This is a genomic window from Spinactinospora alkalitolerans (assembly GCF_013408795.1).
In the GTDB taxonomy this organism is placed as follows: domain Bacteria; phylum Actinomycetota; class Actinomycetes; order Streptosporangiales; family Streptosporangiaceae; genus Spinactinospora; species Spinactinospora alkalitolerans.
The window spans coordinates 3,089,439-3,115,537 of sequence record NZ_JACCCC010000001.1; the positions used below are offsets into that span (position 1 = coordinate 3,089,439).

A 26,099-nucleotide genomic window follows, 5' to 3' on the forward strand; every position below is an offset into this window, starting at 1 on the left:
GGCGGCGATCTAGCCTGACGGCGTCATGAGTGCAGCCTCCGCCGCCTGCGCGGCCTTCTCCAGCGTTACCGACGCCGTTCGGGCGATCCGGTGCAGCGCCGCGCTTCTGCGTCGGCCCCGCCACCGGTTCGCCGCCCTGGACCTCCCGGGACACGCCGGCGTCTGAGGCGGCCCCGCCCCGAGCGGGCCGCCGGTCGCGATTCCACCGCGCACTCTCCTGCCGCGCCGACGCACTCGGCGCGCCTTCCGCCGTGCTTCCCGACGTCCAGGGTCCAGATGCGTCCTCGACCATCTCGGACGGGCGTCCGGTTCCCGTTTTCCACGCCGCCCCGCGGCCGTGCCGTGCCGCCCGTCCCCCTGTGCCGCCCGATCCGGGCGGCAGGAACGGACAAACCGTGGCGTCCAATTCAAAGCACCGCACCTCCCCCTCCCCCGAGCCCCGCAGCACCGGACGCGGCCGGGCCCGCCGCTCGCTCTCGCAGAACCTCCTCACCGATCCCGCGGTGGCCCGGTGGATCGTGCGGACCGCGAGGATCGATCCGGACGGGCTCGTCGTCGAGGTCGGCGCGGGCGAGGGGATGCTGACCCGCGCACTGGCGCCGGCCTGCCGCCGGCTCCTGTGCTACGAGATCGATCCGGTGTTCGCCGCGAATCTCACCGCACGCCACCGGGACGACCCCGGCGTGCGGATCGTGCGCGGCGACTTCCTGAAGGCCGTGCCGCCGGACGGCCCCTTCTCCGTGGTGGGCAACATCCCCTACGCCATCACCTCACCGATCGTCGACTGGTGCCTGCGGGCACCGGGGCTGACCTCGGCCACGCTGATCACCCAGCGGGAGTACGCGCGCAAGCGGACCGGCGGCTACGGGCGCTGGAGCCGGCTGACCGTGCAGACGTGGCCGCGCTTCGACTGGCGGGCGACCGGCCGCATCCCCCGCGACCGGTTCCGCCCGGTGCCCGGCGTCGACTCAGCCGTGCTGCGGATCGAGCGGCGGGGATCGGACCTGCTGCCCAAGAAGTCGCTCGGCGCCTACCGCCGCCTCGTGGACCTGGGGTTCACCGGTGTCGGCGGATCCCTGCACGCCTCGCTGCGCCGACGCCACCCCGCCCGGCGGGTCGACGCGGCCTTCCGGGCGGCCGGCCTCGACCCCCGGGTGGTGGTCGGCTTCGTGCCGCCGGACCGCTGGATCGCGCTCTTCACCGCCCTGGAGGAGCCCTCGTAAAACCGCCGGGCCCTGAACAGGGGAGCGGGCGAGGAGGTCAGCTCCTGCCGCGTTCGGCCCGGACCTGCTGCCGCTGACCCCGACCTCCTCGGCCACCTCGCCCTGGGTGAGGCTGGAGCGGTCGGTGAATCTGAACGATGCGTATTCTCAGCGCAGAGCGGGACGGTGGTCGGTGCCGCGCACCGGCCCCTCCGCGTCCCGCCGCCCGCCCTCGTCGGTGCAGGCCTGGGCGGGCACGGGGGTGCTGATGATGGCCCTGAGCAGCGTGCGCGCGGTTTCAAGCTCGCCGATGGCCGCGGCGATGCGGTCGTGCTCGCCCAAGCGGACCGCACCCCGGTGACGGTCCTGGGCATGGGCCCGATGGGCCGGGCACTGGCGGGCGCGTTCATCGACAGCGGGCACCCGACGACGGTGTGGAACCGCTCGGCGGCCCGGGCGCAACCGGTGGTGGCCAAGGGCGCGGCCCCGGCGCCGTCGGCGGCGGAGGCCGCGCAGGCGAGTCCGCTGGTGGTCGTGTGCGTACTGGACGACCGCGCGGCGCTGGCGGTCCTCGACTCGGCCGGCGATGCGCTGAAGGGCCGGACGGTGGTGAACCTGACCACCGACTCCCCGGAGCGGGCGCGCGAGGTGGCGGCGTGGGCGGAGCAGCGCGGGGTGGACTACCTGGACGGGTCGATCATGACCCCGACCACGACGATCGGCGGACCGGCCGCGCAGGTGCTCTACAGCGGACCGCAGGAGGTCTATGCGCGGCACCGCGCGGCACTGGCCGACATCGGCGGGGCCGCCGTGTACCTGGGGACCGACCCGGGACGCGCCGCGGCGTTCGACGTGGCCCTGCTGGACCTGTTCTGGTCCACCATGAGCGGCTACGTGCACGCGCTGGCACTGGCGCGGTCCGAGGGAATCCCGCCGTCGACGCTGGTGCCGTTCGCGCGGGGAATCGTCGACATCCTGCCCGAAATCATGGCCGAACTCGCCCGGCAGGCCGAGGCGGGCGAGTACCCGGGCGAGGACTCGTCACTGGTGTCGGCGGCCGCGGGGATCGAGCACATCGTCCACGCGGCGAAGGCGCGCGGACTGGACACGGGCGTGCTGTCGGCGGCCAAGGACCTCGCGGACCGGGCGATCGCGGCGGAGCACGGCGAGGACTCGTTCGCGCGGCTGGTCGAGACGGTGGCGCAGGGCCCGGCCGCGTGACGGAGACGTGAGCCGGGCCGCACCGAAAGGCCCGGACCGCTGCGAGCCGGAGTCGCGAGGCCGCAGCGGGCTCTCGGCGCGGGACCGCGCTCACCTCCCGCATGATCGCCGAGCGCGGCCACCGGATCAGGCCGCAGGTCTGCGGCGCCGCCCATCCGCGCTACGATCGCAACCTCGGCACCGGTGACCGACTGCGAACCGCCACGCTCCCCGCCGACCAGGAGGTCTTCCACGACCCCGGCCGCCGGAGCCCCGCGCGGCGCAGACCGCCCCGTCCGCGCCTGCTCAGGAGGGGCGCACGTTATCCCAGCCCCACCCCTGGTACCGGACCAGCGTCGCGAGCGCCGAGCGCCGCCCGGCGTGCTCCCGGAAGACCGCCTCGAACTCGGCGCGCCCCACGGTGGGGATGCCGCGCTCGCGCAGCGACTCCAGCGAGGGGACCGGCGGCGCCGACGGCGACTCGCGCCCGTTGTCCACCGTGGCGGCGAGCCCGGCGATGACGGCCCTGCTCTGCGTGACCGCGAGCCCCTCCAGCCGGTGGCCCGGGGGAACCGCGCGGCACATGAGCGTCAGCGCCTCGTCGAGGACCGCGAGGTTGGGCGCCGACGCCTCAGCCCTGCGCCGGCTGTGGAAGTAGGCCAGGACCGGGTAGGCCAGGTGGCGCTGGGCGAGCTTGGAGACGGCGGGGTTCAACGAGTCGAGCTGCGGGACGATCGCCCGGAAGTCGTCGCCGTTCCACACCCGGGCGCAGATCTCCTCCGGCGTCTCGCCCAGCGCGTGCACGAGCGAGGCGACGGAGCGCTGATCGACCACCGCGCTGACCAGCGAGATGATATAGGTGAGCGTCAGCGTCACCAGCGTCAGCCCGGTCGCGCTGACCAGGACCGTCGCCAGCTGCCAGCCGGCGCCGGCCGGCTTGAACTCGCCGTTGCCCAGCGTGGTCAGGCTGTAGCCGACGAAGTAGAGGCGCTCCCACGCCCCGGCCGGCCGGCCGCTCGTCGACGCCTCCACCGATGCGCCCGACAGGAACAGCAGCCCCCACCCCAGCCACGCCCCGCTGATCCACAGAAACAGCCCGCCGCAGGCCACGGCGGGGCCCAGCCCAGCGAGGACACGGTGCGAACCACCGGCCAGGCGGCGGACGACACGCCACATCCGCGAGGTCAGCACACTGGTGACGGGTCCCCCGCCGCCGGTGACGGTGACCGCGGTCATGAACACCTCCCGCGCGGTGATGACGAGTACCGCGAGGCCCGCCACGAACATGACGACCGCCATCTGCTCCGCCTTTCGATGCGCGTCCGGGAACCGGTGCTTCCCAGCGTCTCTGCTTCGCTGCGGGAGACCCCGCGCCCCCTACCCCGCCACGCCGTCGCTCACATCTGTAGATTGAAAACAGACATCACCTTTACATCGTAGATTCATTATCTGAAACAGGAGACGCGTCCTCCGGATGCTCCCTCCCGCTCGGGGCGGGCGCCGGGCGTCACCGGTGGTCGCCATACTGGACCGGGCGATCACCGGTGACGGGAGGGAGGCTGCGTGCTGGTACTGCACGGTGCGTGGGCCGAAGAGGGCCTGACGCTGTGGGCCGAGGACTCCGGCGCGCCCGCGCGCACCGCCTCGCGGGCCGCGGTCCGGCCGCACCCCTACGCCGCGGCGGCCGACGCGCTGCGCGAGACCGTCGCCGGCCTGGTCGAGGCCCTCGACACCGCGCCGGCGGCGCCGCTGCCCGGCTCGCCGGCCGACGTCGCCAAGGCCGACGCCGTCGGACTGGAGCTGCGGCTGCCCGGATCCGCCGGGCACCCGCTCCCCTCCCCCGGGCTCGAACCACTCGCCGACGCACCGGCCGTGCGGTCGGCGGCCCCGCGCCCCTGGCGCGTCCCGGCGTGCCTGTTCCCTCCGGCGACGGCCGCGGCGCTGCTGCCGGCGCTGCGCGACGCGGCCACCGGCGACGTCGCGCAGGGCCCCGGCCTGCGCCACCTCATCGCCGTCCAGGAGTTCGCCGACCTCCTCGTCGGTGCCGGCCGACTGCTGCCCCTGCTCATCGACGACCCTCCCAGCGCGCGGTGGCGGCCGGTGCTCACCGGGGCCGAGGCCCGGCACTTCCGGGCGCTGACCACGGCACTGCCCCCGGTCGCCCGCGCCCACCTGCCCTCCCCCGCTCCGCGGGCCGACGGCCTCGTGTTCACCGCCCTGAGCGCGCTGGTCGACGCGGCCGCCCGCGCCCGCTTCGGCACGCGGAACCGGCGCGGCGGCCCGCACTGGACGCGGGCGCTGACCGGCGAGGATGCCCGGCTCGACGCTCCGGGCGGGCGGGAGGCCGCGGCCGGCGACCTCGCCGACCGACTGCGGGCCTGGTACGACGCCGCGCACCGGCAGGGCGAGCGCGCGCGGCTGGTCTTCCGGCTCGCCGAACCCGACCGCGACGCCGAACCGGCCGCCGACACCGGAGCCGCCGACGCGGACGGGCGACGGCAGCGGGAGCAGCGGGCCGGGGAGCGCCGCGGCGAGACCTGGCGGGTGGAGTTCTGGGTGCGTTCGGGCACCGACCCCAGCCTCCAGCTCCCGCTGCGCGACCTGTGGCTGGGCGAAGGCGCGGCGTGGCTGCCCGACGACGTCGAGACCGCCATGCTCGGCGACCTCGGCCGGGCCGCCCGGCACTACCCCGCCCTGGGCGCGGCGCTGCGCGAGCTCGCCCCCGCCGAGGTCACCATGGGAACCGGCGGCGCCCACGCCTTCATCAAGGACGTCGCGCCGCGGCTGGACGCCGCCGGATTCGCCATCGTCCTGCCCCACTGGGCGGGCCGGCGCGCGCTCGGCCTCAGGCTCACCACCCGCGAGCAGCCGCCCGCGACGGGCGGCGGGATCGGCGCGGACGAGCTGGTCGACTTCTCCTTCGACGCGGTACTCGGCGAGGAGGCGCTCGACATCGAGGAGCTGGCCGAACTGGCCCGGCTGAAGCAGCCGCTGGTGCGGCTGCGCGGCCGGTGGGTGGAGGCCGACCCCGCCCACCTGCGCACCGCGCTGGAGTTCCTGCGCCGCCGCGGCCGCGGGACCATGCGGCGCGGGGAGGCGGTGCGGACGGTGCTCTCCCCCGAGGAGCCCACGACGCTGCCGATCACCGGCGTGGACGCCGACGGGGCGCTGGGCGCGCTGCTCGGCGGCTCCACCGAGCAGCGGATCGCTCCGATGCCCACTCCGGAGGGCTTCACCGGCGCGCTGCGCCCCTACCAGGAGCGCGGCGCCGCGTGGCTGCGGTTCCTGGGCGGCCTCGGCCTGGGCGCGGTCCTCGCCGACGACATGGGGCTGGGCAAGACCGTCCAACTGCTGGCGCTGCTCACCGGGGAAAGGGCGCGGCCGCACCCGGGCGGCCGCGGCTCCTCCCCCGGTCCGACGCTGCTGATCTGCCCGGTCTCGCTCGTGGGCAACTGGCAGCGCGAGGCCGCGCGGTTCGCCCCCTCCCTGCGCCTGCACGTCCACCACGGTCCCGACCGCCCGCACGGCAACGGCCTGGCCAGGCTGCTGGCAGGCACCGACCTGGTCATCACCACCTACGGGGTGGTGCTGCGCGACGCCGAGGAGCTGACCGCGATGCCCTGGCACCGCGTGGTCTGCGACGAGGCGCAGGCGATCAAGAACAGCGGGACCCGGCAGGCGCGCGCGGTGCGCGGGCTGCCGGCCGACACCCGCATCGCGCTCACCGGCACGCCGGTGGAGAACAACCTCGGCGAGCTCTGGTCGATCATGGAGTTCGCCAACCCCGGCCTGCTCGGCTCGGAGGCGGGGTTCCGCCGGCACGCAGGCCGAATCGAGAGGGCCCACGCCGCCGAGGGCGGGGAGGACACCGCCTCCGGCGGCGCGGACGGCGGCGACGGCGGCGCGGCCCTGCTGAAGCGGCTGACCGGCCCGTTCATCCTGCGCAGGCTCAAAACCGACCGGTCGATCATCTCCGACCTGCCCGAGAAGCTGGAGATGCGGACCTGGTGCACGCTCACCCCCGAGCAGGCGTCGCTGTACAAGGCCGCGGTCGACGAGATGACCGAGCGGATCGACGGCGCCGAGGGGATCCAGCGCAAGGGCCTGGTGCTGGCGACGATGGCGCGGCTCAAGCAGATCTGCAACCACCCGGCGCAGTTCCTCGGCGACGGGTCGGCGCTGGCGGGGCGCTCGGGCAAGCTGGAGCGCCTGGAGCGACTGCTCGCCGAGGCGACCGCCGAAGGCGACAAGGCCCTGTGCTTCACCCAGTACACGGCGTTCGGCGACCGCCTGGCGCCCTACCTCGCCGCGCGGCTGGGCCGCCCGGTGCTGTGGCTGCACGGCGGCACGCCCCGGCACCGGCGCGAGGAGATGACGGCGCGGTTCCAGGACTCAGCGGAGCCCATGGTGTTCCTGCTGTCGCTGAAGGCCGCCGGAACCGGGCTGAACCTGACCGCGGCCAACCACGTGGTGCACATCGACCGGTGGTGGAACCCCGCGGTGGAGGACCAGGCGACCGACCGGGCGTTCCGCATCGGCCAGCGCCGCGACGTGCAGGTGCGCAAGCTGATCTGCGTCGGGACGCTGGAGGAGCGCGTGGACGAGATGATCGAGCGCAAGAAGGCGCTCGCGCAGAGCGTGGTGGGCACCGGGGAGGACTGGCTGACCGGGCTGTCGACGGCGAGGCTGCGCGAGGTCGTCCGGCTGGCCCCCGAGGCGGTGGCGCAGTGAGCGGGTGGGAGGGCGGACGCATCTGGTGGTCGGGCCGGTTCGTCGACGCGCTGGAGTCGGGCGCCGAGACCGGCCGGCTGGAGCGGGGCCGCGGCTACGCCGCCACGGGGGCCGTGCGCGACCTCAGGGTCGGTCCGGGCGAGGTGCTCGCCAAGGTGCAGGGCTCGCGTCCGCGCCCCTACCGGGTGAGCCTGATGCTGCCCGTCCTCGACGACGACCAGTGGGCCACCGTGACGGCCGCGCTGGCCGGCCAGCCGCTGTTCCGGGCGAAGCTGCTCTCCGGCGAACTCCCGCCCGAGACCGAGCGGGTCTTCGGCGTCCTGGGACTGGCGCTGTTCCCCCGCGGCCTGGACGACCTGGTGCTCACCTGCTCCTGCCCCGACTGGGGGCACCCCTGCAAGCACGCCGCCGCGACGCTGTACGTGCTGGCCGACTCCTTGGACGGCGACCCGTTCCTGCTGCTGACGTGGCTGGGCCGGGAGCGCGGCGCGTTCCTGTCGGCGCTGCGGCGGCACGGCCGCGCCGCCCCCGGCGGCACGCCGACGGGCGACGTCGCCCCGCCGGTGCGCGTGCAGCCGGACACCGGGGCCGATGCCCCCGCGACCGGAGAGGCCGACGGGTCGGCGGGGGCGGACGCGCCGGAAGAGGCGGCCGCGCGGTTCTGGTCGGCCGCGCCGCTGCCCGCGCCGCCCCTCTCCCGCGCGCTCCCGGTCATCGGCACCGTGGACGCTCCGGCGGCGCGGAGCGGCGCCTCGACCTGCGGTCCGGACCCGGTCGAGGCGCTGACCCCGTTGTACGCCCGACTGGTCGACCCGGAGGCCGGGGCCGCGGCGCCGTGACCGTCCGCGGCGGCGCGGCCGCCTGCGGCCACGGCAATGCGGCGGAAACCCCCCGTTGACGGGGGCCCCGATGGTTAGGATGCCGGTAAACCGCGGCCGGAACCGGCGGCCGCAGCCGTGTCCGCACGACCGCGAGGTGCTTCCCCTATGGCCGATCACGCCAACGCCGCTGGCCGCTTCCCGCCCGACATCGACATGAACACCCCCAGCGTGGCCCGGATGTACGACGCGATGCTCGGGGGCAAGGACCACTTCACGTCGGACCGCCGGGGCATGGATCTCCTGGAGGAGGTCAATCCCGGCACCATCGCCCTGGCCCGGGCCAACCGCGCCTACCTCGTCCGCGCCGTGGACCACGTGGCCAGAGAGGCCGGTGTCCGCCAGTTCCTCGACCTCGGGTCCGGGCTGCCCACCGCGGACAACACCCACCAGATCGCGCAGCGCACCCACTCCGGCGCCTCCGTCGTCTACATCGACAACGACCCGATCGTGCTGGCCCACGGCCGCGCGATCCTGGCCGACAACCCCACCACCTCGGTCGCCACCGCCGACCTGTGCGACGTCGACGCGGTCCTCGGCGCAGAGGACACCCAAAGGCTGATCGACTTCGACCAGCCGGTGTGCGTCATGCTCGTCAGCCTGCTGCACTGCATCCCCGACGACGCCGACCCGTTCGGGATCGTGCGCGGCTACTTCGACCGGCTCCCCTCCGGCTCCCACCTCGTCTACTCCCACATCGTCTCCGACGACGAGAAGGCCGCGCGGGAGTTCACCGACCGCGTCCTGTCCTTCGGCACCACCTGGGGCCGGGTGCGCTCCCCCGAGGAGGCCGCCCGGGCGTTCACCGGCCTGGAGCTCGTCACCCCCGACGCCGCAGGCCGGCACCCTGCGGTTCCGGTGGAGTGCTCGACCTGGCGCAACGGCGACGCCTCTCCCGAGCCCCGCCCCGCCGACCTCGACGTCAAGCTGTGGGAGCACGCGGGGGTCGCCGTCAAGCCCTGAACCTTCCGGGACGCCTCGGGCGGCGCGGATGCGGCAGCCGAGGCCCGCCGGTACGGTGGCCGGTGGAAGGGTCGGCGAGCAGGGCGTGAGGAGCGGCCATGGGCACCGACGATCTCCACGAGCTGTACCGGCGCTGGCTGCCGGGAATGTGGCAGGCCGAGGCGGAGGAGATGGACCGCCTGGCCGGCGAGGTGTTCACCGCCGACGCCGTCGCCCACTGGAACGGCGAGACCGTGCACGGCCCCGCCGGGGTGGCCGAACGGCTGCGCGCCACGACGCGGATGTTCGCGGACATCCGCACCGAGGCCGAGGTCGGCCCCATCGTCGACGGCGACCTCGTCGCCACCCGGTGGTCCTTCACCGGCGCCCTCCTGCCCGCGGCCACGGCGGCGCCGGGCACCGTCATCCGGTTCCAGGGCGCCGACACCCTCCGGGTCCGCGACGGCCGCTTCTGCGAGTACTGGCCGCAGGGCGACAACCTCTCCTGCATGCTGCAACTGGGCGCGGTGGCGTTCCGGGAGTGACCCGGCGCGAGCCGCGCGCACGCGCGCGCCACGAGGACCTGCGACGCGGCGGTCAGGGGCCGCGCGGCCGTGGGAGCATATCGAATATGACCGGTGAGCCAGCCAAATCCGAGGTCCGGGGCCTGCGCGCCGATGCCCACCGCAATCACCAGCGCATCATCCGCGCCGCCACCGAGCTGCTCGCCGAGCACCCCGCGGCCACGATGGATGAGCTGACCGCGGCCACCGACCTGGGGCGCACCACCGTCTACCGGCACTTCCACACCCGTGAGCAGCTCGTCGCCGAGGTCTACCGGACCGCGTTCGAAGGCGCCCGCCAGATGTTTCACGACTCCCGGCTGCACGACTGCCCCGTCCCGGAGCTGCTGGACCGGACGGTGGCGGCCGTGATGGGCGCGGTCGAGACCTACCCGGTGCTGATCAACGGCCCGGGACTGGACATGATGGTGGGCGAGGGCGGGATCGACGCCGGTTACGCCGACTGCCTGGAGCCGCTGGAGGCGGCGGTGGGCCGCGCCCAGGCCGCCGGCCTGCTCGATCCGTCCCTGCCGCGGCGCTGGCTGGCCAGTTCCCTGCTGGACGACTGCGCGGGGGCGGTGGTCTTCGCCGCCGAGCTGCGCGGCACCGGCAACGACCCGCACGCGCTGATGCGCGCCTCCTTCGAGCGCGCGTGGGGGGCACGATAGAACCACTGCAGAACGGATACCTTGCGCGCTACCGGCCGCGGGCGATCTCGGCGAGCAGGCTTCGACGGCGCGCACGATGTCGGCGGTGTGGGTGTCGAGGTCGGTGTCGGAGGCGGCCGGCGCCGCGCCGTCGCCCAGGCCGGTCAGCGTCAGCGGACGGACCTCGTGCCCGGCCTCCCGCAGCGGAGCGGCCACCCGGTCCCAGGCCCATCCGCCCAGCCAGAAGCCCGGAACAGTACGAACGTCGCCATCGAGCGCCCCTTGCCGCCGTGTCCGCGCGCACGCGGAAAAAGAAGAAACCGACGCGCACACGCTAGACGGCGGGGGTGACGTTTCTTCGCCGCGCGGCCTCACTGATGTCTGACGATCGGGGCCGCACAAGGGGTCGGCTGTCGCAGTGCGCGTAGCGCCGGCGGCACAGCAGGTCCGAGCCCTGGATTTCCCGCCTCGCTCCGCGAACGCGGCGGTCAGAGCTCGATCAGGCGTCGCCGTCGTCGCGCCGGACGGTGAATCCGCCGGTTCCGTCGAAGCCGACGGCGTACAACCGGTCGAACCCGTCGGCCGGGCGCGGGCGGCGCAGCCGCTTGAACGTGGCGTAGACGCCGACATCGGGCGTCCTGGCCCGCCCCCGCCTCGCGGCGTTGCGCTCCAGCGAGCCCGCCAGGTCCGGGGGGAACCAGTACCCGACGACCTCGGCCCCGTGCTCGTGGGCGGCCTCGATGATGGGCCGCCACTCCTCGGGGGCCGGGTTGGTGTTGTCCACCGCCACGTCGCGCCCCGCCGCGAGGGCGTCGGTGATCATGCGCATCTGGCGGCGCTGCCGCCGCCGGGCGTTGGGGAAGGCGTCCTTGCTGACGTGCTCGTGCGTCGCCGCCAGCGACCGCCGGTAGAAGGTGGTCTTGCCCGAGGCCTGCAGTCCGATGAGGACGGCGACCTCCGGGCCCGCTCCCCGCGTCAGCACGTCGGCGCCAAGGGGGTCGGGAGAAAGGGCACGGGGGCCGCCCGGACGAACCGGACGGCCCCCGCGGTGCTCGGCAACGCGCTTAGAGCGCGCGGACGTTCTCGGCCTGCGGCCCCTTGGGGCCCTGCGTGACGTCGAACTCGACGCGCTGGTCCTCTTCGAGGTTACGGAAGCCGGACCCGGCGATGTTGCTGTAGTGCACGAAAACGTCGGGGCCACCGGCGTCCTGGCTGATGAAGCCGAAGCCCTTTTCGCCGTTGAACCACTTGACGGTTCCCTGCGTCATGCGATCTCCCAGTTCTGAGATCAGTTCCAGAACCGCACCCTGCGGTATCTGCGGGTGCTGCGAACCTTCCTCAAAAGAAAAACGCCCGCTGGTCAAAAACTCCGCGGGCGATCACATGCGATCAGGCGAAATCAACGACTGCAACCCACCTGTTAAATTAGCACACTTTCATCTTCACAGGTCAAGTCTCTCGCCTTCACCGGTCAAGTCTTCCACCAGAAGTCTCGCCTCCCCGCCGGGCCCGCGGCCCGCTCCCCTCCCCGCCCTCCGAGCGGCGGCTGCTGGGACAATGGTGGCGGCGCGCCGCCCGCCGCCATGGGACGCGCGCCGCACGATCCGATCATGACCGCACGCAGGGGGTTGCCGCATGTCCACCGCGCCCGAGGACGACCCGCGCCAGGACGCGCCGCGCGTCGGTGCGCCCAAACGCTCCTCCGTCGGACTGCCCGCCGTCACCAACGGCCTGCGCTTCGTCAACGCCCAGGCCGGCCCGAAACGCGGCCTGCTGACGCTGCTCAACGTCAACCAGAAGAAGGGCTTCGACTGCCCCGGCTGCGCCTGGCCCGAACCCGACCACCGGCACCCGGCGGAGTTCTGCGAGAACGGTGCCAAGGCCGTCGCCGAGGAGGCCACCCGCCGTGCGGTGACCCCGGAGTTCTTCGCCCGCCACCCCGTCGCCGACCTCGCGCGGCGCTCCGGGTACTGGCTGGGGCAGCAGGGCCGCATCACCCGGCCGATGTACCTGGCCGAGGGCGCGACCCACTACGCGCCGATCGACTGGGACGAGGCCCTCGGGCTCGTCGCCGAGGAGCTCACCGGCCTGGACTCCCCCGACGAGGCCGTCTTCTACACCTCCGGACGCACCGGCAACGAGGCGGCCTTCCTCTACCAGCTCCTGGCCCGCCGGTTCGGCACCAACAACCTGCCGGACTGCTCCAACATGTGCCACGAGTCCTCGGGGTCGGCGCTGACCGAGACGCTGGGCGTGGGCAAGGGCAGCGTGCTGCTGGACGACATCCACCAGGCCGACCTCATCATCGTCGCCGGCCAGAATCCCGGCACCAACCACCCGCGCATGCTCACCGCGCTGGAGAAGGCCAAGCGCTCCGGGGCGCGCATCATCACCGTCAACCCGCTGCCCGAGGCCGGCACCGGGCGCTTCAAGAACCCGCAGGCCGCGCGCGGTCTGCTGGGGCGCGGCACCCGGCTCAGCGACCTGTTCCTGCAGATCCGGCTGGGCGGCGACCTCGCGCTGTTCAGCGCGCTGAACCGGATGCTGCTGCAGGCGGAGGAGGGCGCCCCGGGCACGGTGCTCGACCACGGCTTCATCGACGCCCACACCCGCGGCTTCACCGACTTCGCCGGCACCCTGCTCAAGGCCGACGAGGAGGCGTTCTGGGCCGAGGTCGGCGAGGCCACCGGGCTGGAGCGCGAACGGATCGAGGAGGCGCTGGCCATGGTGCTGGCGTCGGAGCGGATCGTGGTGTGCTGGGCCATGGGCCTGACCCAGCACCGGCACTCGGTGCCCACCATCCGCGAGGTCGTCAACTTCCTGCTGCTGCGCGGCAACGTGGGCCGGCCCGGCGCGGGCGTGTGCCCGGTGCGCGGGCACAGCAACGTCCAGGGCGACCGGACGATGGGCATCTTCGAGCGGCCGGCGCCGGCGTTCCTGGACGCGCTGGGCGCGGAGTTCGGCTTCGAGCCACCGCGCCGCCACGGCCACGACGTGGTGCGCTCGATCCGCGCGATGCGCGACGGCGCGGTGACGGTGTTCTTCGCGATGGGCGGCAACTTCGTCTCCGCCTCGCCCGACACCCGCGCCACCGAGGACGCCGTACGCCGGTGCCGGCTGACCGTGCACGTCTCCACCAAGCTGAACCGGTCCCACGTCGTCACCGGCGCCCGCGCGCTGATCCTGCCCGCGCTGGGACGCACCGACCGCGACGTGCGGGCCGGCGGCGAGCAATTTGTCACGGTCGAGGACTCGATGGGGATGGTGCACGCCTCGCGCGGCCGCGTCGCGCCGCTGTCGGAGCACATGCGCTCCGAGGTCGACATCATCGCCTCGCTGGCCCGGCGGGTGCTGGGCGCCGACGACGACGTGCCGTGGGAGGAGTTCGCCGCCGACTACGACCGCATCAGGGACCGGATCGAACGCGTCGTCCCCGGCTTCGCCGACTTCAACGCCCGGGTGCGCGAGCCCGGCGGGTTCGCGCTGCCGCACGCCCCGCGCGACGACCGCCGCTTCCCCACCGCCACCGGATACGCCAACTTCACGGTGAACGAGGCGGCCGTGCTGCGGGTGCCGCCGGGGCGGCTGCTGCTGCAGACCCTGCGCTCCCACGACCAGTTCAACACCACGATCTACGGCCTGGACGACCGCTACCGCGGCATCCGCGACGGCCGCCGCGTGGTGCTGGTCAACCCGGCCGACGCCGCAGAGCTCGGCCTGGCCGACGGCGACTACGCCGACCTCGTCGGGGAGTTCGACGACGGGGTGCGGCGCCGCGCGCCGCACTTCAGGGTCGTGCACTACCCCACGGCGAAGGGCTGCGCCGCGGCCTACTACCCCGAGACCAACGTCCTGGTCCCCCTGGACTCCACCGCCGAGGTGAGCAACACCCCCACGTCGAAGTCGGTGGTCGTGCGCTTCGAGCCCGACAGCGGGGAGCCCTCCGTGATCTGAGACCGCGGGAGGAGCCGATGCCGGCGGCGGGCCAGCGGCCCGCCGCCGGCTTTTTCGCGCACGGGCGCACGGACGCCGCCGGGGCCGCGCACGGGATGTGAAGAGATGGCGGCCAGGACTCGGAAAAGTCACAGATCATCTCAGGTCTTCCCAGGTATTGACACGGGTCACCCCGTGGTTCAGGGTGGTTAACCGTTAACGGTTAACCGAAAGGCCGCAATGTCGGAGATACACCCGATCAAGCAGTCGGCGCTGGGCGACCAGGTCGCCCACGAACTCCGGCGCCTGATCATCACCGGCCGCTACGCCCCGGGAACCTCCCTGGTCGAAGGCCACCTGGCCGAGCAGTTCAACCTCAGCCGGGGCCCGATCCGCGACGCGATCAAGACGCTGGCCGCCGAAGGGCTGCTCGACACCAACCGGCGCAGCGCCACCGTCGTCGGCCTGAGCGTGGACGACATCGACGAGCTGTTCTCCCTGCGGGAGTCGATGGAGCGGCTCGCGCTGGAGATCGCGCTGCGCACGAACCGGCCGGCGCTGAAGGCGGAGCTGGAGAAGACCCTGGACACCATGCGCCGGGCCGCGGAGACCGCGGACCCCGAGGCCTACACAGTGGCCGACCTGCAGTTCCACTCGGTCTTCTACAGCACGGCCGAGCACCGGCGGCTGGGCGACGTCTGGGCGCAGTACCGGCCGACCATCGAGATGCTGCTGCTGGCCTCCAACGAGCGCTACGAGGACCTGCGCCCCTCGGTCAAGGCCCACGAGGTGCTCGCCGGCCTCATCGGCGCGGCCGATCCCGAAGAGGTCTTCGCCGAGCTCCACTCCCACCTCGACAACGCCCGGCGCAGGCTGCGCGAACCGTACTCGCAGGAGCGAAGGAACTAGAGACCGGTGATGGGAAAAGGCGGAGACCGCTTCCAGGCCCTGCTGCGGTCCTGCCGACCTGTCGAGGCTGCTGCCGGGCACGGAGTGTCTGGCAGCGCGAAAGGCCGTGGGAACACCGGCCGCTCAGGACCCCGGCCGCCTGCGGCGGGCGACCGGCGCAGACCGTGCGGCGCGACCTCCAGCACCGCCACCGCCGGCGCGCCGACGGCAGCCTTCCCACGTCACCGGCGGTAAACGGAGGACTGCGACCACAGCCTCCCAATTCACGCCACCGGTCCAGAGGCAGCCGCCTCCGGCCCGCCATAGCCCCCCCCGGCGCCGCCCATCCACGTACCGCCCGGCCCGCCTTCCCCGCTGGACCCGGTTACAGCCCGTCCACATCCACAAAACAGTCCCGCCGGAAACCGCGGAACCGACACCGGACGGACACACGGATTTCACCGAAGCAGTGAAAGGAACGACATGCGCACGAACACGATCCGGATCTCGGGAGGAGCGCTCGCGCTCACCGCCCTGCTGGCCGCCGTCGGCTGCGCCGACCGCGGCGGGAGCGCCGAATCCGCCGCCGACTACCCCGCCGAGGACATCACACTGGTCGTCCCCTACCAGGCGGGCGGGGCCTCCGACCTCTCGGCCCGCACGCTGGCCACCGAGATGGAGCAGACCCTGGGCCGGTCGATCATCGTGGAGAACCGCACCGGCGGCGCCGGCTCCGTCGGCCTGCAGCACCTCGCCGGCCAACCCGCCGACGGCTACACCATCGGATACCTGCCGGTCGAGACCGTCATGCTCGGCCACCAGGGCTACGAGGTCGACCCCGACTCCTACGACCTCATCGGCCAGATGGTCTCCGTGCCCGCGACCATCGCCGTCCCCGCCGACAGCCCCTACGAGAGCCTCGGCGACCTGGTCGAGGCGGCCGAGGAGGACCCCGGCACGATCACCGTCGCCAACTCCGGCGCGGGCTCCATCTGGGAGGCCGCGACCAACGCCCTCGGCGAGGCGACCGGCGCCGAGTTCAATCCGGTGCCCTTCGACGGCGGCGCCCCCGCCGTCACCGCGGCCGTCGGCGGCGAGGTCGACGCCGTCGTCGCCGGCGTCTCCGAGACCGCGCCCTCCCACGCCGACGAGCAGCTCCGGGTCCTCGCGGTCTTCGACGAGGAGCCCTCGGAGTCGCTGCCCGGCGTCGAGACGGCCGCCGAGCAGGGCGTCGACGTCACCATCGGCGGTTGGGGCGGCATCGGCGCGCCCGCCGGGCTGCCCGAGGAGGTCAGGACCACGCTGGAGGAGGCCTTCACCGCCGCGGCCGACTCCGAGGAGTTCACCGGCGTGATCACCGACTCCGGCAACATCCCGGTCAACGTCGGCGCCGGGGAGTTCGCCGAGTTCTACGACTCCGAGCTGTCCCGCTTCGAGGGACTGCTCGCCGACGGGTCCTGATTCCCGTGCCCGCCGCACCGATCCCCGCTCCGGGGGAGTCCGGCGCCGCCGAGGCGGCGCCGGGCCCCTCCCGGCCCCGTTCCCGGCTCCGTGAGCTGGTGCCGGCCCTGGCCGGGCTGGCCCTGGGCCTCGCTGTCCTGGTGCTCACCGCGCAGATCCCCGAGGGCGCCGGGCTGACCGGCTTCAGCCCGCGCTGGTGGCCCGAGGGCCTGGCCCTGCTGCTGATCGTCCTGAGCGTCGTGCACGCCGCGCTGTCCTGGGCCCGTCCGGGGGCCGGGGAGGCGCCCTCCGAGGCCACCCGCACCGGCGCGCTGCGGCTGGTGTCGCTGGTGCTGACGATCCTCGGCTACGGGGTGCTCTGGTACTTCATCGACTTCCGGGTCTCCACGGTCGTGCTGTTCGCCGCCCTGACCTACCTCACCGGCGGGCGCGGCTGGAAGGCGCTGCTGGTCTTCCCCGTCGTCACCACCGGAGTGCTCTACCTCCTGTTCGGCGTTCTCCTGAGGGTTCCACTATGAGTCCGATCGTCGAGGGCTTCAGCGCGCTGCTGGACCCCACCGTCGCCCTGTGCGTCCTGGCCGGCGCGGTCCTGGGCATGCTCGTCGGCGCGTTCCCGGGGCTGACCGCCACCATGGCGGTGGCCCTGGCCAGCGGGTTCACTCTCGCGCTCGACCCCATTCCCGGCCTGGCCGTGCTGCTGACCATCTACGTCTCGGCCAATTTCGGCGACCGGGTCCCGGCGATCCTGGTCAACACGCCGGGCACCCCCGCCTCCATCGCGACCACCTTCGACGGCTATGCCATGGCCAAGCAGGGTCGGGCCGGCCTGGCGCTGACCTCGTCGGCCTTCGCCTCCGCCATCGGCACGGTCGTGGGCGTGGTGCTGCTGATGGTCGCCGCGATCCCGCTGTCGCGGCTGGCGCTGCAGTTCGGCCCGGCCGAGATGTTCGCCCTCGTGGTCTTCGGCCTGACGATGATGATCGGGGTCTCCGGCGGCAGGATCACCAAGGGGCTCATGGCCGGCGTGCTTGGGCTGCTGCTCGGAGCGGTCGGGCGCGACCCGATCACCGGCGCCGCGCGGTTCACCTTCGGCATCCCCGAGCTGTCGGAGGGGGTCCCGTTCATCGCCGCGATCATCGGCCTGTTCGGGATCGCCGAGGTCTTCGAGCAGGTCCTGACCCACCGCCCCTCCAAGGTGAAGCCGATCACCCAGTTCGGCAAATGGTTCCCGACCCGCGAGGACTGGCGCGAGATGGGCAAGCCGCTCGTGATCGGCGGCGGCGTCGGCAGCGTCGTCGGCGCCGTCCCGGCCACCGGCGGCGACATCGCCGGCATCATCGCCTGGGACCAGGCCCGGCGCCGGTCGAAGCGGCCCGAGCGGTTCGGGAAGGGGTCCCTCGAGGGCATCACCGCCGCCGACACCTCCTCCAACGCCACGCTGGGCGGGTCGCTGACCACCACGCTGTCCCTGGGGATCCCCGGAGACTCGGTGATGGCGGTGATGATCGGCTCCATGGTGATCTGGGGCATCCAACCGGGGCCGTCCCTGTTCACCGGCAGCCCCGAACTCGTCTACAGCATCGCGGGCCTCATGCTCGTGGCGACGGTGCTGACCCTGGGCATCAGCCTGCTGCGGATGCGCGGCGTGGTGAAGCTCCTTGAGCTGCCGCCGCACTTCCTGTGGGCGGTCGTGCTGGTGTTCTGCATGGTCGGCACCTACGCCGTCAACAACAACGTCTTCGACGTCGGCGTCATGCTGGTCTTCGGCCTCGTCGGCCTGTTCCTGCGGCGGTTCGGCGTGCCCCCGGGCCCCATCGTCCTGGGTCTGCTCCTGGGCGAACTCGCCGAGGGCAACCTGCGCCGGGCCCTGGAGATCGGCGGCGTCGGCAACATCGCGACCAGCCCCATCGCCGTGGCCATCCTGACCGTCAGCGTGCTGGCCCTGGTCGTCCCGCCGCTGCGCGAGGGCCTGCGGCGCCGCCGCTCCGCCCGCGCCGCCGACACCGAGACCGCCCGCAGCGGCGAACACGTGGGGTAGGGCCCGACACGGCCCGCCCCGCCCCGACACCCGTCACCGACACGAGAAGAGAGACATGCCCACCCAGCAGCGAGCCCAGGTCATCACCGCGGCCCCGACCCCTTTCACCGCCGACGAGCGGCTCGACCGCGACGGCGTCGACGCGCTGTTCGACGCGATCCGCGCGCGCGGCGCCGACGGCGTCTTCGCCGCGGGCACCACGGGCGAGTTCACCGCGCTGGACGACGACGAGCGCATCGACGTCCTGGCGGCCGCGCTGGAGGTCTTCGGCCCCGAGGGGACCTACGCCCACGTGGGGGCGGCGACGGCCCGCCAGGCCGAGCGCCTGGCCGGCAGGGCCGTCGACGCCGGCGCCCGGCGGCTCGCGGCCGTCACCCCCTTCTTCCTGCCCGCGCCCGAGGACGCGCTGCTGCGCTACTACGAGCGCCTCGTCGCCGCGGCCGACGGCGCCGAGGTCTTCGCCTACCTGTTCCGGTTGCGCTCGACCACCGAGGTCGCCCCCGAGGCACTGCGGCGGCTCGCCGACGTCGGCGTCCGCGGCGCCAAGATCAGCGGGGAGAGCGACGCCTCGGTCGAGGCGTTCCTCGCCGCGGCCCCGGAGGGCTTCACGGTCATCTCCGGCAACGACGTCTCGTTCGGCCCGCTGATCCGGGCCGGCGGCCTCGGCGTGGTGTCGGGGGTCTCCTCGGTGTTCCCCGAGCCCTTCATCGCGCTGCGCGACGCCCTGCGCGCCGGCGACGCCGACGCGGCCGCCGCGGCCCAACCCCGGGTGGAGCGGGCGGTGGCGGCCGTCAAGGGCGGCAGCATCGCCCACCTCAAGGCCGGCCTGGAGGTGCGGGGTCTGCCCGCCGGCCCCGTGCGGGTGAGCTCGGAGTCGGTGTCGGAGCAGGACCTCCAGGTCCTCAGGGACACCGCGCGGGACCTGGGCTGACCCCGTCGCCGGTCCTCGGGGGCGGCCGCACGGCCGCCCCCGGGGACCGGCATCCGATTCGATGATCGCGATTGTGACCGGAAGTGAGTGAGCGGACGTGGCGTTGAAGAAGATCATCAACCGGCCGGCCGACTTCGTCGACGAGTTGACCGAGGCGCTGCTCCTGGCCCACCCCGAGCGGCTGCGGGCCGCATCGGCCGACCGGCGCGCCCTGGTCCGCGCCGACGCCCCCGTCGCGGGCGAGGTGGGCATCGTCACCGGGGGCGGGTCGGGGCACCTGCCGCTGTTCCTCGGCTACGTGGGGCAGGGCCTGGCCACGGGCGTGGCCGTGGGCAACGTGTTCTCCTCCCCCTCGGCCGAGCAGATCGCCGCGGCGACCCGCGCCTGCGACGGCGGAGCCGGCGTCCTCTACCTGTACGGCAACTACGGCGGCGACGTCTACAACTTCGACCTGGCCGCCGACATCGTCGCCCCGCAGGGCATTCGGACGGCGACCGTCCTGGGCACCGACGACGTCCTGTCCGCGCCGCGGGGCAGGGAGTCCACCCGCCGGGGCGTGGCCGGGCTGTTCTTCGCCTACAAGACCGCCGGTGCCGCGGCGCGCCGCGGCGGCTCCCTGGAGGGGGTGAGCGAGATCGCGCGGCGCACCGTCGAGGGCACCAGGACCATGGGCGTGGGACTGTCCCCGACGATCCTGCCCGCTGCGGGCGAGCCCACCTTCACCCTGGAGGAGGGCGAGATGGAGGTGGGGATCGGCATCCACGGCGAGCCGGGCAGCCACCGCGGCTCCCTGGAGACCGCCGACGAGATCACCGACCGCTTCCTCACCGAGATCCTGGCCGAACTGGAGCCCGGGCCGGGCGATCGGGTCGCCGTCCTGGTCAACGGCCTCGGAGCGACTCCTCTCGAAGAGCTCTACCTGATCTACCGGCGGGTGCACCACGTGCTGGCCGAGCGGGGCGTGGTCGTGCACCGCAGGTACATCGGGGAGTTCGCGACCAGCCTGGAGATGGCGGGGGCGTCCCTGTCGGTGCTGCGGCTGGACGACGAGCTCGCCGAACTGCTCGACGCACCCGCGGCCTCCCCGTTCTTCGCCCAGGGCGGGGCGGAGCCGCCTGCGCCGAGCGCGGCGGCCGCGGCCCGCCCGGCGGCCTCCGGCGCGCCCGCGCCGGCCCCGCAGGCGCCGGAGGCCGAGGTGCGCCGCACGGGCACGCCCAGCGGGCTGCGCGCGCTGCTGCTGCCGGTGCTGGAGCGCATGCCCGAGCACGCCGACGAGCTGCGCGCGCTGGACGCCCGGCTCGGCGACGGCGACCTGGGCATCACCGTCTCCTCCGGCGCCGCAGCGGTGCGCGAGGCGCTGGTGGGTCTGCCCGACGACGCCCATCCCAGCGAGGTCCTGCGGACCGCGGGGATCGCCTTCGCCTCGGCCAACCCCTCCACCTTCGCCGCGCTCGTGGGATCGGGCCTGCTGGCCGCGGCGGAGCGGACCGGGGACCTCGACGAGGTCGCGGTCGCCGGGACCGCGCTGATCGCCGGGGCGGTCGCCGACCGCGTCCAGGAGCGCGGCGGCGCCCGCGTCGGCGACAAGACCCTGCTGGACGTCCTGGCCGCGGTGCGCGAAGCGCTGGCGGGCGACCCCGGCGGCTCGGCGGCCGGGGCCGCCGGGCGCGCCGCGGCCGCGGCCGCCCGGGTGGTGGAGGAGACCGCGGACCTGCCCTCGGCGCGCGGCCGGGCCGCCTGGGTCGGCGAGCGCAGCATCGGAGAGCGCGACCCCGGCTCGGTGGCGGTGCTGCGCTTCGTCGAGGAGGTCAGCGACCACCTGGCCTGAGTGCCCGGCCCGCCGCCTCCCCCGGGGCGGCGGGCTCCTCGGACTCGTGCGGCGCCCGTATCGTTGTCCGCGGAGGTCGATCAGGTGAACGCGAGTACAGCCGCTGCGGCGGCCGGGACCGATGGCGCACGGCGGTCGGCGGAGCTCCGCTGACGCCGATGTCCGCCACGACCCTGCTGCTCGTCCTGGACCTGGCCGGCGTGTTCGCCTTCGCGCTGGACGGGGCCCTCACCGGCATCCGCTCGGCGCGCATCGACATCGTCGGCGCCATCGTGCTGGGCCTGACCACCGCGATGGGCGGCGGCATCATCCGCGACCTGCTGCTGGGCGTGACCCCGGCGACGTTCCAGGACTGGCGCTACATCGCGGTCGCGCTGGCGGGCGCGCTGCTGGCGTTCTTCCTCAACCGCGTCCTGGAGCGGCTGGCGATGCCGATCGCGCTGCTGGACGCGGCCGGCCTGAGCCTGTTCTGCGTCATCGGCGCGACCAAGGCCCTGGAGTACGGTTTCGGGCCGGTGCAGGCGACGATCCTCGGCGCGGTCACCGGCGTCGGCGGCGGCACCCTGCGCGACGTGCTGATCAACAGGCTGCCGACCGTGCTGTCGCGCGACAGCGACATCTATGCGACCCCGGCCCTGCTCGGCGCGGCGATCGTGGTCCTGGCGGCCGCGGCCGGCGGCCAGGGCGCGTGGGCCGCGGTCCTGGCCGCGGCGGTGTGCTTCACCGTGCGCGTGGTCGCACTGCGCTACCGGTGGAACGCCCCGGGCCCGCCGGGCACCCGCCCGTCCGGCGCCGAGGACCGCTACTGACGCACTTTCGCCTCAAGGGCCTTCGGCCACGCGAGAGGATCGCCCAGTCACCGCGGATCCCACCTTGGGCTGAGGTTTCACGACCCCCTGGGGCCGGGGACGGCGTGCACCATCGCCCAGTCACCGCGGATCCCACCTTCGGCTGAGGCTTCACAGCCCCCTGAGGCCGAGGTCACAACTCACGTTGACGTTGTCAGGGTTATTTGAGCGATTTCAGGCCTTACAAGGTCAAGATCGCCGAGAGAGTCCCCTGCGCGCCTGCCCGGGTCCGCCGCCGCCTTCGCCGCTGCTTTTCCCGTGCAGGCCACCCGCCGCCCGGCAGCGCACAAGGCCGCACAGCAGACCGTAACCGCCTGATCATCGACGGCCCGAGCGACTTCCGCGAAGCTCAGTGAAGCTCCCTGGACCAGTTCTGTCCGATGAGGTCGCGACCGAAGCTGCGGTGAGGCTCCTCGTCGAGGAGCTCGAACCCGGCGGCCTCGTAGATCCGTCGGGCCGAGACCAGTACGTCGTTGGTCCACAGCGTGATCCGCCGGTACCCGGCCTCCTCGGCGAACCGCAGGCATCGGTCGACCAGCCGGGAACCGATGCCCATTCCCCGCGCGGACGGGTGCACGAGCAGGATCCGCAGCTTGGCCGTGCGCGCATCCGCGGCGACGCAGAAGACGCAGCCGACTCGCCGGCCGTCGACCTCGGCGATCCAGGCCGCCTCCCGTGCCGGATCGTGGTCGCCGGCGTAGTCGGCGACGATTCGCGACACCAGGACCTCGAAACCGGTGTCCCACCCGTACTGGTCGGCGTAGACCTCCCCGTGGGCCAGCACCACCCATCCCAGATCGCCGGGCCGGTCCAGCGGCCGCACCGTCACTCGCCCCTCGCCGATGGAGTGCATCCCGACAGCTCCTCACTGACACGACTGTTTCAGTGCTGCTACGGTAGCGTCATGCCCGGCGACGGACCACCCCCCTCCGCGCGCCAGATCGACCTGGTCGAACGCGCCTACCGGTACGCGCTCGACCACGGTCTGGCCGAACTCTCGCTGCGCCCGCTGGCCTCGGCGATCGGGTCCAGTCCCCGGGTCCTGCTGTATCTGTTCGGCAGCAAGGACGGTCTCGTGCGCGCTCTGCTGGCCCGGGCCCGCGCCGATGAGCTCGCCCTCCTGGACCGGCTCCGCGACCTCAACGGCCGGCGGCCGCTGGGGCTCGATACGGTCGCCGAGCAGATCTGGGCCTGGCTGGCCGCGCCGGAACACCGGCCGCTGCTGACTCTGTGGGCGGAGGGCTACAGCCGTTCGCTGATCGACCCCGAGGGGCCCTGGGGCGGCTTCGCCCGGGCCACCGTCGAGGACTGGCTCGACGTGCTGGCTGCGGCACAACCGCCCGAGCACCGCGACGCCCCCCTCGGTGCACGGCAGCGGACCCTGGTGCTCGCCGTGCTGCGAGGGGCGCTGCTGGATCTGCTGGCCACCGGCGACGAGGAACGCACCACCGCCGCCGTCCGGACCCAGCTCGCGGTTCTGCGCTCCGAGCGCCCTTCCGGCGCCGACGGCGACACGCCGACGGCCGCAACCGGGCACACCCGTCGACCGGACCGGTGAACCCCGGATCCGGTTCCGCGCCGCCACCCGTTCGGAGAAGCACCGCCCGGCGCCTTCACGCCAAGGCGCCGCGCGCCGCCTGACGCAGGGTCGCGACCATGGTGAGGACCGGGTCGCGGGGGCGGTTGCGGTGCACCAGGTAGATCTCGCGGGCCAGGTCCGCACCTGCCAGGGTGCGGTGGACCCAGCCGCCGGAGGGGGCCGCGCCCAGAATGGTGCGGGGGATGAGGCCCACCCCCACGCCCGCCCGGATCAGGGCGAGCGTGACCTCGTAGTCGCGGGTCTCGTAGGCCACGTTGAGCCGTGCGCCCTGGGCCCGGGCGACGGTGTCCAGCGCGACGCGGTTGGAGATGCCGGGGGCGCCGCAGATCCACTCCTCGTCGACGAGGTCGGCCAGGCGCGGCTCGGCGGCGCCGGCCAGCGGGTGCCCCTCGGGCAGTACCAGCAGCAGCGGGTCGACGAGCAGTTCCTCGCGGTGCAGGCCGGTGACCGCGGGCAGCGCCACCCCCGGGTAGCGGTGGGTGATGAGCAGGTCGAGGTCGCCGGAGGCGACCAGCCCGTAGCCGTCGGGCGGCTCGACGTCGGACAGCGCCAGGCGCACGTGCGGCTGGGCGCGGCCGAACGCCGCCAGCGCGCTGGGCACCAGGGCCTTGCCCGCGCTGGCGAACGCGCCCAGGGAGAGCCGGTGCGGCCGCTCCCCCGCCGTGGCGCGCACCGCCGCCTCGGCGTCGCGCAGCTCGCCGAGCACGCGCTCGCCGTGCTCCAGCAGCACCCGGCCCGCCTCGGTGAGGCGCACGCCGGTGCGGCCCCGCTCGACCAGGACGCAGCCGAGCTCCCGCTCCAGCTTGGTCAACTGCTGCGACAGCGCCGGCGGGGTGAAGGACATGCGCTTGGCCGCGGCGGCGATGGAGCCGGTGTGCGCGACCTCCACCAGCACCCGCAGCCGGTTGGCGTCCAAGACCATGCGCGCCCCTTCCCTGCGCCGCCGACCGGAGCGGCGAAACCGCCCCCGCCCGCGGGTGCGTGCAGCCAGGCTGTGCGGATTCGCGTGGCCGGGCGTCCCCCGGCCACGGCGGGCCGACCGACCGCGGCCCGCCGGCGCGACATCCTCCGGTGCAAAGATCTGCTTAACGCATCCCTAGTAGACCCAACTTTAACTTAATGATGAGTGCAGGCAGAGTGGAGAACATGACACCGAGCACGGCAGTCCCCACACCCGTACCGTCGGCCGTCGACGTCGAAGCCGCGGCCGGGCGCATCGCCGGCTACGCCCGCCGCACCCCGATGCTGCGCACCAGCATCGACGGGCGGCCGCTGTCGCTGAAGCTGGAGCACCTCCAACTGACCGGCGCGTTCAAACTGCGCGGCGCGCTGAACGCGCTGCTGGCCGGGGAGCGGACCGAGCGGGTGATCACCGCCTCGGGCGGCAACCACGGCCTGGGCGTGGCCACCGCCGCGCGGCTGCTCGGCATCGAGGCGGTGGTGTACGTGCCCGAGACCGTTCCGCAGGCCAAGGCCAGGCGGCTGGCGGACTCGGGGGCCGAACTGGTCCGCGTCGGCGAGCACTACGCCGTGGCCGCCGCGACGGCCAGGCGGCGCGCCGACGCCGAGGGCGTGCGCTACCTGCACGCCTACGACGACCCCGACGTGGTGGCCGGGCAGGGAACGCTCGGCCACGAGATCGCGGCCGACGCGCCCGAGTGCGACTCGGTGGTGGTCGCCGTCGGCGGCGGCGGGCTGGTCGCCGGGGTCAGCGTGGCGATCGGGCCGGACCGGCGCGCGGTCGCGGTGGAGCCGGAGGGATGCCAGAGCCTGCACGCCGCGCTCGCCGCAGGCGAGCCGGTGGAGACCCCCGTCGACTCCGTGGCCTCCTCGGCGCTGGGCGCCTCCCGGCTGGGTGACGTCCCCTTCGCGGTGCTGCGCGAGCATCCGGTGACGCCGGTGCTGGTCGACGACGCCGAGATCCTGGCCGCGCGGGACCGCCTGTGGGAGGAGTTCCGCATCGCCGCCGAACCGGCCGCGGCCGTCCCCTTCGCCGCATGGCTCGCCGGGCGCGTTCCCGGCGAGCACCCCTGCCTGGTGATCTGCGGCGCCAACACCGATTGGACCCCGGCCTGACCGGTCCCGGCGCCGGGACCGGTCAGGCGGAGGGCGGCACGGCGTCGGCGCCGCCCATCTCGATCGCCTGCTCGATGCGGGCCGCGAGTTCGACGTCCACGGCGGTGATCCCCCGGGCCTCGGGCGTGGCCACGCGCAACACCACCCCGTTGGGGGTGTCGACGGTGGAGATGTGGTCGCGGTCCTCGCCCGCGACCCGCTCGATGACCTCGTCGAAGCCCTTGGGGTCGTCGGTGGGGGCGAGCCGGGCGAGCGTGTCGACCTGGTGCTCCCAGTTGGCCAGGCTCGCCAGGGCGACGGAGATCTCGTTGTCGGTCAGGGTCCGCATCGTCG

At 73.9% G+C, this 26,099-nt stretch carries 24 protein-coding genes; 17 read left to right on the top strand and 7 right to left on the bottom strand.

The window, feature by feature from the left end; genetic code table 11:
- Nucleotides 1–395: 395 nt before the first annotated feature.
- Nucleotides 396–1,223, top strand: a complete 828-nt coding sequence (gene erm / locus HDA32_RS13745; protein WP_179643559.1) for an ErmE/ErmH/ErmO/ErmR family 23S rRNA (adenine(2058)-N(6))-methyltransferase — start codon at nucleotides 396–398, stop codon at nucleotides 1,221–1,223.
- 147 nt (nucleotides 1,224–1,370) lie between these two features.
- Here the strand turns inward: erm and HDA32_RS13750 are convergent, their stop codons facing one another.
- A complete protein-coding gene (locus tag HDA32_RS13750; protein WP_179643560.1) occupies nucleotides 1,371–1,544 on the bottom strand; it encodes a hypothetical protein in 174 nt (57 codons plus the stop codon).
- On the opposite strand from HDA32_RS13750, the gene HDA32_RS13755 reads away from it, so the two are divergent.
- Nucleotides 1,533–2,423, top strand: a complete 891-nt coding sequence (locus tag HDA32_RS13755) for an NAD(P)-dependent oxidoreductase (RefSeq protein WP_312863181.1) — start codon at nucleotides 1,533–1,535, stop codon at nucleotides 2,421–2,423. The genes HDA32_RS13750 and HDA32_RS13755 overlap by 12 nt on opposite strands.
- Nucleotides 2,424–2,708: 285 nt before the next feature.
- Here HDA32_RS13755 and HDA32_RS13760 read toward each other — a convergent pair whose 3' ends face one another.
- Complete coding sequence (locus HDA32_RS13760) at nucleotides 2,709–3,701, bottom strand: ion channel (RefSeq protein WP_179643561.1); 993 nt, start codon at nucleotides 3,699–3,701, stop codon at nucleotides 2,709–2,711.
- Nucleotides 3,702–3,965: 264 nt separating this feature from the next.
- Between HDA32_RS13760 and HDA32_RS13765 the strand changes: the two genes are divergently transcribed.
- From HDA32_RS13765 to HDA32_RS13785, 5 genes are all read left to right on the top strand, one after another.
- The gene (locus HDA32_RS13765) at nucleotides 3,966–7,133 is read left to right on the top strand and encodes a DEAD/DEAH box helicase (protein WP_179643562.1); all 3,168 of its coding nucleotides are present in this window, start codon (nucleotides 3,966–3,968) and stop codon (nucleotides 7,131–7,133) included.
- Nucleotides 7,130–7,972, top strand: a complete 843-nt coding sequence (locus HDA32_RS13770; protein ID WP_179643563.1) for an SWIM zinc finger family protein — start codon at nucleotides 7,130–7,132, stop codon at nucleotides 7,970–7,972. The genes HDA32_RS13765 and HDA32_RS13770 overlap by 4 nt, the downstream gene beginning before the upstream one ends.
- A gap of 147 nt (nucleotides 7,973–8,119) precedes the next feature.
- The gene (locus HDA32_RS13775) at nucleotides 8,120–8,974 is read left to right on the top strand and encodes an SAM-dependent methyltransferase (RefSeq protein WP_179643564.1); all 855 of its coding nucleotides are present in this window, start codon (nucleotides 8,120–8,122) and stop codon (nucleotides 8,972–8,974) included.
- 98 nt (nucleotides 8,975–9,072) lie between these two features.
- Nucleotides 9,073–9,498: an ester cyclase gene (locus HDA32_RS13780; RefSeq protein WP_179643565.1), complete on the top strand. Its 426-nt coding sequence runs from the start codon at nucleotides 9,073–9,075 to the stop codon at nucleotides 9,496–9,498.
- Between the two features lie 86 nt (nucleotides 9,499–9,584).
- Entirely contained in the window at nucleotides 9,585–10,184 is a 600-nt protein-coding gene (locus tag HDA32_RS13785) for a TetR/AcrR family transcriptional regulator (RefSeq protein ID WP_179643566.1), read from the top strand.
- Nucleotides 10,185–10,662: 478 nt separating this feature from the next.
- Here the strand turns inward: HDA32_RS13785 and HDA32_RS13790 are convergent, their stop codons facing one another.
- Entirely contained in the window at nucleotides 10,663–11,145 is a 483-nt protein-coding gene (locus HDA32_RS13790; RefSeq protein WP_179643567.1) for an AAA family ATPase, read from the bottom strand.
- Nucleotides 11,146–11,227: 82 nt separating this feature from the next.
- Entirely contained in the window at nucleotides 11,228–11,431 is a 204-nt protein-coding gene (locus tag HDA32_RS13795; protein ID WP_179643568.1) for a cold-shock protein, read from the bottom strand.
- Nucleotides 11,432–11,798: 367 nt separating this feature from the next.
- On the opposite strand from HDA32_RS13795, the gene HDA32_RS13800 reads away from it, so the two are divergent.
- The 8 genes from HDA32_RS13800 to HDA32_RS13835 all read left to right on the top strand — a co-directional run bounded on the left by HDA32_RS13800 (nucleotide 11,799) and on the right by HDA32_RS13835 (nucleotide 22,051).
- Entirely contained in the window at nucleotides 11,799–14,117 is a 2,319-nt protein-coding gene (locus HDA32_RS13800; protein WP_179643569.1) for an FdhF/YdeP family oxidoreductase, read from the top strand.
- A 219-nt stretch (nucleotides 14,118–14,336) separates the two neighbouring features.
- Nucleotides 14,337–15,005 (top strand): GntR family transcriptional regulator, encoded by a 669-nt coding sequence (locus tag HDA32_RS13805; RefSeq protein WP_179643570.1) that lies wholly within the window; start codon nucleotides 14,337–14,339, stop codon nucleotides 15,003–15,005.
- A 462-nt stretch (nucleotides 15,006–15,467) separates the two neighbouring features.
- Nucleotides 15,468–16,445: a tripartite tricarboxylate transporter substrate binding protein gene (locus HDA32_RS13810; RefSeq protein ID WP_179643571.1), complete on the top strand. Its 978-nt coding sequence runs from the start codon at nucleotides 15,468–15,470 to the stop codon at nucleotides 16,443–16,445.
- A 5-nt stretch (nucleotides 16,446–16,450) separates the two neighbouring features.
- Nucleotides 16,451–16,963: a tripartite tricarboxylate transporter TctB family protein gene (locus HDA32_RS13815; protein WP_312863182.1), complete on the top strand. Its 513-nt coding sequence runs from the start codon at nucleotides 16,451–16,453 to the stop codon at nucleotides 16,961–16,963.
- Entirely contained in the window at nucleotides 16,960–18,483 is a 1,524-nt protein-coding gene (locus HDA32_RS13820; RefSeq protein WP_179643572.1) for a tripartite tricarboxylate transporter permease, read from the top strand. The genes HDA32_RS13815 and HDA32_RS13820 overlap by 4 nt, the downstream gene beginning before the upstream one ends.
- Nucleotides 18,484–18,538: 55 nt before the next feature.
- Nucleotides 18,539–19,414: a dihydrodipicolinate synthase family protein gene (locus HDA32_RS13825; RefSeq protein WP_179643573.1), complete on the top strand. Its 876-nt coding sequence runs from the start codon at nucleotides 18,539–18,541 to the stop codon at nucleotides 19,412–19,414.
- Between the two features lie 97 nt (nucleotides 19,415–19,511).
- Entirely contained in the window at nucleotides 19,512–21,242 is a 1,731-nt protein-coding gene (locus HDA32_RS13830; RefSeq protein ID WP_179643574.1) for a dihydroxyacetone kinase family protein, read from the top strand.
- A 158-nt stretch (nucleotides 21,243–21,400) separates the two neighbouring features.
- Nucleotides 21,401–22,051: a trimeric intracellular cation channel family protein gene (locus HDA32_RS13835; protein ID WP_179643575.1), complete on the top strand. Its 651-nt coding sequence runs from the start codon at nucleotides 21,401–21,403 to the stop codon at nucleotides 22,049–22,051.
- 388 nt (nucleotides 22,052–22,439) lie between these two features.
- Here the strand turns inward: HDA32_RS13835 and HDA32_RS13840 are convergent, their stop codons facing one another.
- Nucleotides 22,440–22,943 (bottom strand): GNAT family N-acetyltransferase, encoded by a 504-nt coding sequence (locus HDA32_RS13840; RefSeq protein WP_179643576.1) that lies wholly within the window; start codon nucleotides 22,941–22,943, stop codon nucleotides 22,440–22,442.
- A gap of 51 nt (nucleotides 22,944–22,994) precedes the next feature.
- Between HDA32_RS13840 and HDA32_RS13845 the strand changes: the two genes are divergently transcribed.
- Nucleotides 22,995–23,648, top strand: coding sequence for a TetR family transcriptional regulator (locus tag HDA32_RS13845; RefSeq protein WP_179643577.1), 654 nt, complete (start codon nucleotides 22,995–22,997; stop codon nucleotides 23,646–23,648).
- 55 nt (nucleotides 23,649–23,703) lie between these two features.
- Here the strand turns inward: HDA32_RS13845 and HDA32_RS13850 are convergent, their stop codons facing one another.
- The gene (locus HDA32_RS13850) at nucleotides 23,704–24,612 is read right to left on the bottom strand and encodes a LysR family transcriptional regulator (protein WP_179643578.1); all 909 of its coding nucleotides are present in this window, start codon (nucleotides 24,610–24,612) and stop codon (nucleotides 23,704–23,706) included.
- A 224-nt stretch (nucleotides 24,613–24,836) separates the two neighbouring features.
- Between HDA32_RS13850 and HDA32_RS13855 the strand changes: the two genes are divergently transcribed.
- On the top strand, nucleotides 24,837–25,766 hold the full coding sequence (locus HDA32_RS13855) for a threonine/serine dehydratase (protein WP_179643579.1): 930 nt from the start codon (nucleotides 24,837–24,839) through the stop codon (nucleotides 25,764–25,766).
- A gap of 22 nt (nucleotides 25,767–25,788) precedes the next feature.
- Here the strand turns inward: HDA32_RS13855 and HDA32_RS13860 are convergent, their stop codons facing one another.
- Nucleotides 25,789–26,094: a 4a-hydroxytetrahydrobiopterin dehydratase gene (locus HDA32_RS13860; protein WP_179643580.1), complete on the bottom strand. Its 306-nt coding sequence runs from the start codon at nucleotides 26,092–26,094 to the stop codon at nucleotides 25,789–25,791.
- Nucleotides 26,095–26,099: the final 5 nt, after the last annotated feature.

What these genes read in the sequence shown, in the direction of transcription:
- HDA32_RS13760 (WP_179643561.1), bottom strand. Translation starts at nt 3,701, where the DNA reads ATGGCGGTCGTCATGTTCGTGGCGGGCCTCGCGGTACTCGTCATCACC.
- HDA32_RS13775 (WP_179643564.1), top strand. Translation starts at nt 8,120, where the DNA reads ATGGCCGATCACGCCAACGCCGCTGGCCGCTTCCCGCCCGACATCGAC.
- HDA32_RS13780 (WP_179643565.1), top strand. Translation starts at nt 9,073, where the DNA reads ATGGGCACCGACGATCTCCACGAGCTGTACCGGCGCTGGCTGCCGGGA.
- HDA32_RS13785 (WP_179643566.1), top strand. Translation starts at nt 9,585, where the DNA reads ATGACCGGTGAGCCAGCCAAATCCGAGGTCCGGGGCCTGCGCGCCGAT.
- HDA32_RS13795 (WP_179643568.1), bottom strand. Translation starts at nt 11,431, where the DNA reads ATGACGCAGGGAACCGTCAAGTGGTTCAACGGCGAAAAGGGCTTCGGC.
- HDA32_RS13800 (WP_179643569.1), top strand. Translation starts at nt 11,799, where the DNA reads ATGTCCACCGCGCCCGAGGACGACCCGCGCCAGGACGCGCCGCGCGTC.
- HDA32_RS13805 (WP_179643570.1), top strand. Translation starts at nt 14,337, where the DNA reads ATGTCGGAGATACACCCGATCAAGCAGTCGGCGCTGGGCGACCAGGTC.
- HDA32_RS13810 (WP_179643571.1), top strand. Translation starts at nt 15,468, where the DNA reads ATGCGCACGAACACGATCCGGATCTCGGGAGGAGCGCTCGCGCTCACC.
- HDA32_RS13820 (WP_179643572.1), top strand. Translation starts at nt 16,960, where the DNA reads ATGAGTCCGATCGTCGAGGGCTTCAGCGCGCTGCTGGACCCCACCGTC.
- HDA32_RS13825 (WP_179643573.1), top strand. Translation starts at nt 18,539, where the DNA reads ATGCCCACCCAGCAGCGAGCCCAGGTCATCACCGCGGCCCCGACCCCT.
- HDA32_RS13835 (WP_179643575.1), top strand. Translation starts at nt 21,401, where the DNA reads ATGTCCGCCACGACCCTGCTGCTCGTCCTGGACCTGGCCGGCGTGTTC.
- HDA32_RS13840 (WP_179643576.1), bottom strand. Translation starts at nt 22,943, where the DNA reads ATGCACTCCATCGGCGAGGGGCGAGTGACGGTGCGGCCGCTGGACCGG.
- HDA32_RS13845 (WP_179643577.1), top strand. Translation starts at nt 22,995, where the DNA reads ATGCCCGGCGACGGACCACCCCCCTCCGCGCGCCAGATCGACCTGGTC.
- HDA32_RS13850 (WP_179643578.1), bottom strand. Translation starts at nt 24,612, where the DNA reads ATGGTCTTGGACGCCAACCGGCTGCGGGTGCTGGTGGAGGTCGCGCAC.
- HDA32_RS13855 (WP_179643579.1), top strand. Translation starts at nt 24,837, where the DNA reads ATGACACCGAGCACGGCAGTCCCCACACCCGTACCGTCGGCCGTCGAC.
- HDA32_RS13860 (WP_179643580.1), bottom strand. Translation starts at nt 26,094, where the DNA reads ATGCGGACCCTGACCGACAACGAGATCTCCGTCGCCCTGGCGAGCCTG.